Origin of the sequence: Mycobacterium sp., assembly GCF_032162605.1 — a bacterium.
Taxonomy (GTDB): Bacteria; Actinomycetota; Actinomycetes; order Mycobacteriales; family Mycobacteriaceae; genus Mycobacterium.
Genome location: NZ_JAVROT010000624.1, coordinates 1 through 7,984 on the forward strand (window position 1 = coordinate 1; position 7,984 = coordinate 7,984).

Annotated in this window: 6 protein-coding genes and 1 pseudogene; 1 reads left to right on the forward strand and 6 read right to left on the reverse strand. The window is 66.8% G+C overall.

All coding sequences use genetic code 11. From position 1 onward, the window contains the following. The 6 genes from QOI01_RS35670 to glf all read right to left on the reverse strand — a co-directional run. On the reverse strand, positions 1-597 hold a 597-nt coding region (locus QOI01_RS35670), incomplete at its 3' end, for an alpha/beta hydrolase-fold protein (protein WP_526388895.1). Positions 598-763: 166 nt separating this feature from the next. Further along, positions 764-2,737: a terminal beta-(1->2)-arabinofuranosyltransferase gene (gene aftB, locus QOI01_RS35675; RefSeq protein WP_526388897.1), complete on the reverse strand. Its 1,974-nt coding sequence runs from the start codon at positions 2,735-2,737 to the stop codon at positions 764-766. Positions 2,738-2,765: 28 nt separating this feature from the next. Next, positions 2,766-3,680, reverse strand: coding sequence for a decaprenyl-phosphate phosphoribosyltransferase (locus QOI01_RS35680; RefSeq protein ID WP_526388898.1), 915 nt, complete (start codon positions 3,678-3,680; stop codon positions 2,766-2,768). Further along, positions 3,677-4,216: a phosphatase PAP2 family protein gene (locus tag QOI01_RS35685; RefSeq protein WP_526388900.1), complete on the reverse strand. Its 540-nt coding sequence runs from the start codon at positions 4,214-4,216 to the stop codon at positions 3,677-3,679. The genes QOI01_RS35680 and QOI01_RS35685 overlap by 4 nt, the downstream gene beginning before the upstream one ends. Then, complete coding sequence (locus tag QOI01_RS35690; RefSeq protein ID WP_526388902.1) at positions 4,213-6,165, reverse strand: glycosyltransferase family 2 protein; 1,953 nt, start codon at positions 6,163-6,165, stop codon at positions 4,213-4,215. Before QOI01_RS35690 ends, QOI01_RS35685 begins: the two co-directional genes overlap by 4 nt. Then, a complete protein-coding gene (gene glf / locus QOI01_RS35695; RefSeq protein WP_526388904.1) occupies positions 6,162-7,406 on the reverse strand; it encodes a UDP-galactopyranose mutase in 1,245 nt (414 codons plus the stop codon). Before glf ends, QOI01_RS35690 begins: the two co-directional genes overlap by 4 nt. A 212-nt stretch (positions 7,407-7,618) precedes the next feature. Here glf and QOI01_RS35700 point away from each other — a divergent pair. Next, positions 7,619-7,984: pseudogene (locus QOI01_RS35700) on the forward strand (hypothetical protein); the annotation flags it as partial.

Here is a 7,984-nt window from a genome sequence, read left to right on the forward strand (position 1 = left end):
GTGATAGGCCGAGAGGATGAGACCTGCGCCACCCGCCATGGACAGGCCGACGACGCCGTTTCCGGTCGGCGACACGTGCTTGGCGCTCGCCAGGAAGGCGGGGAGCTCCCGGGTCAGGAACGTCTCCCACTTATAGGTATAGGGCTGGTCGTTGAAGCTCGATGGCGAGTACCAGTCGCTGTAGAAGCTGGCCTCCCCTCCCACGGGCATCACCGTCGAGATGCCGGAGGACACGAACCACTCGAATGCCTGGGTGTTGACGTCCCAACCGCTGAAGTCGTCACGGGCGCGCATGCCGTCGAGCAGGTAGACGGCCTTGTTCGTCGTCGCCGCCGGGGCGGCGCCGGCAGAGCCACCGGTGTTGGATGTCGCCGCCGGGGCGGCTCCGGCGGTCTGGAACTGCACGCGGATGTTGCGGCCCATCGCCGCGGAGTAGACGTCGAGGTACTCGACCGGAAGACCCGCGCGGGAGAAGGCGGACGCCGTCGGTGTCCCGCCGAGCGCCGTCAAGGCGGGCAGCGCCAGTAGCGCAGCGAACACCGCCCCGGCGCGGCGAAACGCGGGTCGCACGGCGCCGAGGCGCGACATCGTCCACATCGGTCGCTCTTACCATCCAATTTCGTATGTCCGGCGCGCCCAGTCCTCGGCGAGCGTTGGAGCAGTCGACTGCTCATCGACCTAACGGGGCCGAAGCGTTACTCGGACGCAACCAAAGCAGAAGCACCGGCTGGCAACAAATCTCGTGGGCTACATCACGGACGAATCACGGCCCCGTCGCCGGCAGGCCGGTGTAGGGCGGCGCCTTCGGCGGCGGCGCCTCGAGCCCGCATCGCGCCAGCTCGTATAGCGGCACGCGGTCGATCCGGTAGTTGGTGAACTTCCAGGCGTTGAACACGTTCGATGCGAACCGTTTCAGCCCCAGCGGGCCCCGGATCGACGTGAGCATGGCATCCGTCTCCGGGCACGTCAGCGCGACCTTGGCCTGCGCCACCCAATCCTCGTCGAGATACGGCGGGATGTAGGGCCGCATCGGCAGGAACGGGCCCTCGGCCACCGCCCAGTCCGGAAAGAGGTTCTTGTCGTGCCCGATGCGACTGTCCTCGAGTCGGGCCGTGTGCGCGGCCAGCGGGTTGGCCAGGCCGATCTGGTCGATGACCCGGACGTCGAGTCCGACGTTCATGCCGAGCATCCCCAAGTTGGTGAAGAACACCGTGTGGGGGCCCCGGCGCTGCTCCTCGGTGAGCGGCGGCTGTCCTGGCGGTGGGGGCGGCGGCGGAACGGCGGGGACGACGTCCCACTGGTCGTAGTTGCCCGACGGAAGCAGCAGGGCGCCATCGGGGGTGTTGTTGATCGCAGCGATGACGGAGCGCATTCTCGGATAGTCGAGATAGTCCGCGGCGGTCAGCGGATGCGCATGGCCCGTCGCCTGCGAATAGAAGCGCCGCTCGTCGACGATGCCGGAGTACGTCACCCTGGTGGCGTCGGCGCCGAGGCCCGGCGAGTTGGCCGCCCACAGCGACCAGCCGACGACCGCCAGCCAGAACACGGTGGTCGCTCCGGCCAGCAGATAGCCGGGGCCACGAACCGCGCGCATCCCCGACGGGAGCACCACGGGGATGACGGAGATCGGCGCGATCAGGCAGAACAACGGGGTCAGCAGGACGCGGCCGTGCATGAAGTCGCCACCCTGTCGGATCCAGTAGACAGCCTGCAGCAGACCACTGACGAGGATGAAGATGACTACGGCCGTGGGGCTTTGGACGATCGTGGCCCACCGCCCGCGGCCGCGGGACACGGTTCCGCGCTTGCGCCACAACAGGCTGCGCACGGCGAGTAACAGCACGCCGACGCCGGCGAGCAGCACGAGAGGCACCCACAACAGATAGGGATGGTTGAAGTTGGCGAGGTAGACGAAACCCTGTGACCACTTGGAACCCGAAGCGTCCTTGGCGATCGCGGTACCCGGGACCAGGAGGCCGTAGTAGCCCATCCGGAACACCTGGTAGAGGACCGGCAGCAGCCCTCCCGCGACGAGGATGAGCAGCCGGCGACGCCAGCGCTGCGCTACGAAGACCATCATCACCAGGGCGAGCCCGCCGATGAGGGCGAGCTCGGGCCGAACCAGGACGCTCAGGCCTGCGAGGAACGCCAGTGTCGCTTCGAAGACCCGTCCCGCACCATTGCCGGGATTCGAACCCGGCGGTGGCGGGTTGACGCGCGGCGCCTGCGACCAGCACACCATCATCCACCAGAGCAGACCGAGATAGGCCAGCACCAAACCGTTCTCGAGCCCGGAGGTGGCGAAGTCCCGCGCGGGCGGGATCGCGATGTAGACGAGTGCACCGGCGGGCAGCAGCAGCGCCTGCCTGCCGCGCAGACCCGGGGCATACAGCCGCCCGGTTCCCAACATCACGAACACGACGCCCGCGACGCTGAGCGCCAGGGCCAGCGCGAGTGCCACGTACTCGAGCTGCAGTGAGCCGCCGATCCACGCGCCGAGCGTGACGAGGTAGGTCCACACCGTCGACGTGTTGGCCTCGACTCGCTCGCCTTCGTTGAAGACGGGACCGTTGCCCACCAACAGGTTCCGTACGGTGCGCAGGACGATCAGCCCGTCGTCGGCGATCCACCTGCGCTGCCAGGCGCCCCAGGAGAACAGACCCCCGATCACCAGCACGCTCAGCCACAGGCTGATCCGGACCGTCGCGTCATAGGGGAACGTCGGCCGGCGCGTCATCCGGCGCGCGATGGTGAAGCTCAGCCCGTCAGCTGAAGTAGGCCGCTGCACAGACGCTTCCGATCCATGCCACGGCAAGCAGTTGCAGCACGCGGTCGCGCAGCGCGATGTCCTCCGGTTCCCCGGCCAGGCCGCCGTCTACGTCCACGGCGTAGCGCAGGATCGCGATGGTGAACGGGACCATCGACACGGCGTACAGCGATCCACCTGAAGTGTCGTCGCGCTCGAATGCCCACAACCCGTAGCAGACCACCACCGCGGTGGCCGACATCGTCCAGACGAATCGGAGGTAGGTGCTGGTGTAGCTCTCCAGCGACTTACGGATCTTTGCGCCGGTGCGCTCGGCGAGCTGCAGCTCGGCGTACCGCTTGCCCGCCGCCATGAAGAGCGAGCCGAAGGCCATGACGAGCAGGAACCATTGCGACAGTGGAATGTTCGCCGCAACGCCGCCCGCGATCGCACGGATCAAGAAGCCCGACGACACGATGCAGATGTCGAGCACCGCTTGATGTTTGAGCCCGAAGCAGTATGCCAGCTGCACCGCGATGTAGATGCCCATCACCAGTGCGAGGTTCGGCGTCACGAACCAGGCCAGCCCGAGCGAAGCGGCGCCGAGTACCACGGCCAATGAGTAGGCCAGCGGCACCGGAACGACGCCTGCGGCGATTGGCCGGTTGCGCTTGGTCGGGTGGGCGCGGTCCGCCTCGACGTCGCGGGCGTCGTTCACCAGGTACACGCACGACGCCGCGAGGCTGAACGTCACGAAGGCGATGAGGACGTTGACGCCGTCCTGGTTGTCGAACCGGACGTCGCGACCCAGCGCCGCCACCGGCGCCGCGAGAACGAGCAGGTTCTTCACCCACTGGCGCGGCCGAATCGCCTTGATCACGCCGGTGGCCAGATTCTTGGGCGGGCCCGCGACGGGTGGCGCTTGCTCACTCATACGGGCTCACCTGTCTCCTTCCGGTCGGCGCGATCCCCGGCGGACCCGATTGCCCGGGCCACGACGGCGCCCACTGCCACTCCGGTGAGCACGTCCGTCGGATAGTGCACTCCAAGTATTAAGCGGGACAACGCCATCGGCAGTACCAACACCCAGGGCAGCGGAAGACCCGTCGCCCGGCCGAGCAGGATCGATGCCGCCGTCGTCGACGTCGCGTGCGCCGAGGGGAAGCTCAGCCGACTGGGCGTAGCCACGTTGACCACGACGGACGGGTGGTGCGGACGCTCCCGCTTGACGACGCGCTTGATGACGACCGCGGTGGCGTGGGCGGCGACCGACCCGACCCCCGCGGTCAGCCAGACCCGCCGACGTCTCGGCTGCAGCGCCGCCCCCAGCAGTGCGACTGCCACCCAGCCGGCGCTGTGCTCACCGAAGTGCGACAGCGCCCGCGCGCCCGGCAGCACACCCGCGCGCCCCGCGAGGGTCGACTGCACGAAGACGAGCGCAGCGTCCTCGCCCCGCAGGGTGTTGGTCACCGCGGCGCCTCTGCAGGGGAGTTCGGGGTGGGCAGCAGTACGGTTTCCCACTTCTGCTTGCTGGACAGCACCGGAAGCGCCTCGCGGTAGACCTTGCGCATCCTGTTGAACTTGCGGGCCAGCAGCGCTTGTCGCTTCAGCGATTCGCGGAGCAACCCGAGCATCTTCGCGCGGTCCCGCTGGCGGTACACGACGCCCCGGCCGTCCGCGGTGGTGACGGTGACGCCGTCGACCCTGGACAGCGAGAACCACCGCGCGTCCTGGGTGGCGACGTTGATCTGCGGACGGTGGTGGTGCTGCGGATCGTGCGCCTTCAGTTGGTGGATGACACCGCGGGTCAGGCGCACCGAGATCGCCAGCGGGCTGACGGGGATCTGCACCTTCTTGCGCCACCGTTTGTCTGACGGCGCCGGCAGCGCGGTCGCGCTCGGCAGCACCACCGCGTCGGGGAACTGCGCGCGCAGCCTTCGCACCTCGGGCAGCGCGGACTCCAGGATGGAGAAGATGTGCTCCGGGCCGGCGAGGAAGTCGTCCATCGCCTTGTTCTGGATGGCAACCGTCGAATACTCAAGGCACAGAAGATGTTTGATCGTCGCCTTCAGGTGGCTGCCAATGAGGCCCGTGACGCCACCGTCCCAGTGCATGGCGGCAACCACCAACCGGTTGCGCAGGTGGAAGTACGCCTGCCAGTCGATGGCGTCGTCCTTGTCGCTCCAGGCCATGTGCCAGATGGCCGCACCCGGAAGCGTCACCGTCGGGTAGCCGTGTTCACCTGCGCGCAGCCCGTATTCGCAGTCGTCCCATTTGATGAACAGCGGCAGCGGCTGCCCGAGTTCCTCGGCGACGCTGCGCGGGATCATGCACATCCACCAACCGTTGAAATCGGCGTCGATGCGACGGTGCAGAAGCCGACTGCGGAATTCCTCTTCGTCGTTGAGCGGGTACTTGGCGAAGTTGTGGTCGTACTCCGTGTTCACCGCGTTGGTCCACATGAAGTTCGCCTGGTCGACCATCTCGCCCATCACGTGCAGGTGCGACGGCTCCTGCAGGTTGAGCATCTGGCCGCCGACCAGCGTCGGGATCTTGGCGAAGCGGTTGAGTGCGAGCACCCGCAGGATCGAGTCGGGCTCGATGCGGATGTCGTCGTCCATGAACAGGATCTGTTCGCAGTCGGTGTTCTTCAGCGCCTCGTACATCACGCGGCTGTAGCCGCCGGAGCCACCCAGGTTGGGCTGATCGTGAATCGTCAGCCGGATGCCGAGTGCGGCGGCCGCCGCGGCGAAGTCCGGGTGGTCCTTGGCCTTGCTGGTGCCCTGATCGGACACGATCACCGCGGTGATCACCTGGTCCACCAACGGGTCCGAGGTCAGAGTCGCCAGCGCGTTGACGCAATCCGCCGGCCGGTTGAACGTCGGGATGCCGACGGCGACTCCTGCGCGGCTCGGCGCGGCCGTCGGCGCATACCAACCCGCGCTGTGCAAGATGGCCTTGGCATCGGTCGTGATGTCGAACCAGATCCAGCCACCGTCCTCGAACGGGTCGAGTCCGATCTCGAACTCGATGACCGCAGGCGTCTCCAGATCCACGCTCGACACGGCGCTGCCGCCCACCGTGACCCGGGCGCCGGTGGCCTTGGAGCGGTAGACGTCGACGCGCGCGCTGCCGGTCAGCTCGACGCGCAGCACCACCGATTCGAGGATCGACCAGCGCCGCCAATAGCTGGCTGGGAAGGCGTTGAAGTACGTGGAGAACGACACCTCGGACTCCGCGCCGATCTCCAGCGTGGTGCGCGTCGGGGCGTGTGCACGCCTGGCGTTGGTGCTCGACTCCTCGATGTAGAGCTTGCGTACGTCCAGTGGTTCACCCGGGCGGGGCAGGATGATGCGTGACAGCAGGCTGACCGCCTTCAACTGCCCGGCGTCGAGGGCGCCCGACGGAATGTCACTCATGCTCGGCTGCTTTCTGTTCCGGTGTCGCTGAGCGGCGCACCGTCGCGCAAGTGCGGCGCCAGCGTGTTGTCGTACATGTTCAGCGCACTGGCGATTGCCATGTGCATGTCGAGATACTGGTAGGTGCCCAGCCGTCCGCCGAACAACACCTTCGCCGAGGCAGTCTCCGCCTTGGCTCGCGAGCGGTACGTGGCGAGCAGTTCGCGATCGGATTCGGTGTTGATCGGATAGTAGGGCTCGTCGGTGTCATCGGCGAACCGCGAGTACTCCCGCATGATGACGGTCTTGTCCGTCGGGTAGGCGCGCTCGGGATGGAAGTGCCGGAACTCGTGGATGCGGGTGTACGACACGTCGAGGTCGTTGTAGTTCATGACGGGTGTGCCTTGAAAATCCCCGCAGTCGCTCAAGACCTCGAGCTCGAAGTCGAGCGTGCGCCAGCCCAGCCGGCCGTCCGAGTAGTCGAAGTAACGATCCAGCGGACCGGTGTAGACCACCGGCGCGGCTGGGCTGGCGGCGCGGAGCTCGTCGCGGACATCGAACCAGTCGGTGTCCAGCCGCACCTCGATGCGATCATCGGCGGCCATGTTCTGCAGCCAGGCGGTGTACCCGTCGACCGGCAGACCTTCGTACGTGTCGTTGAAGTAGCGGTTGTCGAACGTATAGCGCACCGGCAGGCGGGTGATGTTGCCTGCGGGCAGTTCCTTGGGGTCGGTTTGCCACTGCTTGGCGGTGTAGTCGCGCATGAAGGCCTCGTAGAGCGGGCGCCCGATGAGGGCGATGGCCTTCTCCTCGAAGTTGGTGGCGTCGTCGACGGAGAAGCCGGAGGACTGCTCCTTGATCAGCGCACGCGCCTCCTCGGGCGTGAAGTACTTGCCGAAGAACTGCGACACCAGGCCGAGGCCCATCGGCAACGGGTACGCCTGTCCCTCGTGCAGCCCGAAGACACGATGCTGGTAACCCGTGAACTCGGTGAACTGCCTGACGTAGTCCCACACCCGTTGGTTGGACGTGTGGAAGAGGTGGGCACCGTACTTGTGGACCTCGATGCCGGTCTCAGGTTCGGGTTCGGAGAAGGCGTTGCCGCCGATGTGCGGTCTGCGGTCGATCACCAGGACGCGTTTGTCGAGTTGGGTGGCCACGCGCTCGGCGATCGTCAGGCCGAAGAACCCGGAACCGACGACTAAGAGGTCGAATCGGCCGGTGGGCTGGCGCGCAGCGACCCGAGAGATAGGAGCTGTCATCGGCAGCAAGGGTATCCGACGCGACGGTTGCGACCCGAATGTGCGCTCGGCCCGTCTCAAAGCCTTTCGCCCGTCCCGGCAGGTCGCAATTCGCTCACGATTCAGCATCGTCACTCTAGACACACCAGTCTCAGCCGTACCATCGAACGCGTTGGATCCGAACACCCGTAGTCCAAGTTTTACGCACTCCAAGAATCACTGAGGAGACTTCCGTGCCTAACCGTCGTCGACGCAAGCTCTCGACAGCCATGAGCGCAGTCGCCGCACTGGCCGTCGCAAGTCCAGTCGCAGTTGTCGCGCTGTCCGACCTGTCCACCACCACTCAGGCCGCTCCGCAGCACCGCGAATTCGTCGCAGCCGCCCTGACCACCGACCTGCCCAACGAACTGCTCGGGGCGCTGTCCCAGGGGCTCTCGCAGTTCGGCGTCAACCTGCCGCCACTGCCCACCGGGCTCCTGACCGGATCTGGCGCCCCGTCGGCGACGACGCTGACCAGCCCGTTGACCACGCCCGGTCTGACGACACCTGGCCTGACCACGCCGGGGTTGACAACACCTGGGTTGACGACACCTGGCCTC

Excerpts from the sequence above, each read along its gene's own strand:
- aftB (WP_526388897.1), bottom strand. The coding sequence starts at position 2,737 with ATGACGCGCCGGCCGACGTTCCCCTATGACGCGACGGTCCGGATCAGC.
- QOI01_RS35680 (WP_526388898.1), bottom strand. The coding sequence starts at position 3,680 with ATGAGTGAGCAAGCGCCACCCGTCGCGGGCCCGCCCAAGAATCTGGCC.
- QOI01_RS35690 (WP_526388902.1), bottom strand. The coding sequence starts at position 6,165 with ATGAGTGACATTCCGTCGGGCGCCCTCGACGCCGGGCAGTTGAAGGCG.
- glf (WP_526388904.1), bottom strand. The coding sequence starts at position 7,406 with ATGACAGCTCCTATCTCTCGGGTCGCTGCGCGCCAGCCCACCGGCCGA.